This is a genomic window from Pseudomonas sp. P5_B2, from assembly GCF_056400445.1.
In genome coordinates this window covers 1-1511 of the sequence record NZ_JBFULH010000843.1, presented here as the reverse complement: position 1 = coordinate 1511, position 1511 = coordinate 1, and the positions used below count along the sequence as shown (strand labels likewise).

At 56.2% G+C, this 1511-nt stretch carries 3 protein-coding genes; 1 reads left to right on the top strand and 2 read right to left on the bottom strand.

Annotated elements, in window-relative coordinates:
- The first annotated feature begins 459 nt into the window (after positions 1-459).
- Entirely contained in the window at positions 460-741 is a 282-nt protein-coding gene (locus tag AC1DRJ_RS27335; RefSeq protein WP_477804894.1) for a hypothetical protein, read from the top strand.
- A gap of 11 nt (positions 742-752) precedes the next feature.
- Here AC1DRJ_RS27335 and AC1DRJ_RS27330 read toward each other — a convergent pair whose 3' ends face one another.
- Positions 753-1115 carry a hypothetical protein gene (locus AC1DRJ_RS27330; RefSeq protein ID WP_477804893.1) on the bottom strand — a complete coding sequence of 121 codons (363 nt, stop codon included), beginning with the start codon at positions 1113-1115 and terminating at the stop codon, positions 753-755.
- A 4-nt stretch (positions 1116-1119) separates the two neighbouring features.
- A complete protein-coding gene (locus tag AC1DRJ_RS27325) occupies positions 1120-1428 on the bottom strand; it encodes a hypothetical protein (protein WP_477804892.1) in 309 nt (102 codons plus the stop codon).
- Between the last annotated feature and the right edge of the window lie 83 nt (positions 1429-1511).

Here is a 1511-nt window from a genome sequence, read left to right as displayed (position 1 = left end):
GCTCCAGCMCTTCTAATTATTGGGCCCGCCTTCATGTTGATCGGGTTGCTGACACCTCACCGGTGAGCCTGGGGCGGCTTGTGTTCGGAGCTGCTCAGAACACTTGGGCTTGGCCGATTTGTTTTCTGTGGGCATGGTGGCGTCCTTGTGCCGGGGCATGCCCGGGCTGTGGCGTGATTTGAGTTTGTGAACTATTTGTTAAAGGACTGGATGACGTCGTAAATGAGCTGACCTGATGGATCGCAGACCAACAAACAAGGATATTTCCACTGTTCTCGGCATCACAACGCGCGAAGTCGGAACCTACTATGAGGACTCAGAGCGCAGGCCCGATGGTGCGTGGTTGATCTACTTCAACTACGAGACCCCTCAGAGGATCCGCCAAGGGATGGGGGGAAGCTTCATATTGCTGATGCCTCCGAAGTAGACAGCTCAGCGGGCGCGGGTATAGGAATCAGAGTGACTATTTCCAGCGATACGCTATCCAGGCTTTCCAGTGCGGTAGATGTGTTAGCAACTGCAGAGGGCACCAGAGAGCATCGGGCTAAAGTGGCATTGAGTTTTTTATCAGAGATCGACGGGGCTGAGTTTGTAGATGATCCTGCTGAGGCTCACTGGAACTACATTCAGTCAGTAGCTGAAGCTATCGAAAACGGAACTGCGGAAAAGGGTCTGGTTGGAAGGTTTATCAGTGCGATTTGGCTGGCTTCCAGTGCGCATCGTCATAAGCAGGCGCAATAGACGAGGGCGGGTCAGGCGGCCGCTGTCGATTCCGGCGAGTAATCCATCCACGAAAGTTTCGTCGGCGACTTCCGCCTCAAGTCGTTCTGCGGCAGCTTGATCTTCGCCCTGATGATGACGTCGCGACACCGCCCTAGATTCCGGATGCGCTCGGCGTAGTCGGCGGCGTACTGGGGGGCATCGAACATGCTGCTGAGCTGGGCGACACGCTTGCCGTCCATGATCTTGATGACGCGCTCTTCGACAGCCTGGAGCCATTGGCTCATGGACAGTTCGACCCGTTGGCCTTTCTCAATCTTGAAGTCGCGAACCTTGCGCTTCGCCTCTTCGCGGGCGAAGTGTTCATTCATTCCGAATACGGCAAATGTGCTCATGGCTTTACTCCAGGCAGTCGAGTGCTTTTTGCAGCAGCTCGTTCGTTGATAGCTCCCGCTCTTTAGGATCCATTGCGCGCTTGATCCACTCGCAGGCGTTGTGAGCGTCACCTCGCAGATTGTCCAGTTCGYCGTCGCTGCCCTCGATGCGGCTTTCCAGCTCACGAATATCCTCGCGTAACTCTTCGCGCTCGGCGCTCGGGTCTATGCCGTTGTCGGCAATGCGGCGGGCGAGTTCGACAGCAGCGCCCGGATCAAGCGCGGCATAGTGCAACAGCTCGTCATCTTTCAAAGCGCTCACGGGGATGCTCATGGCTATCTCCAGTCAGACGCCTGCCTCGCCGGCTGGCGTGATTCGTTAAAGTGGACTATTGGTTGATGCTTCGGCTCGGAGCA

Coding starts and splice junctions, on each gene's coding strand:
- AC1DRJ_RS27330 (WP_477804893.1), bottom strand. CDS start 1,115: ATGAGCACATTTGCCGTATTCGGAATGAATGAACACTTCGCCCGCGAA.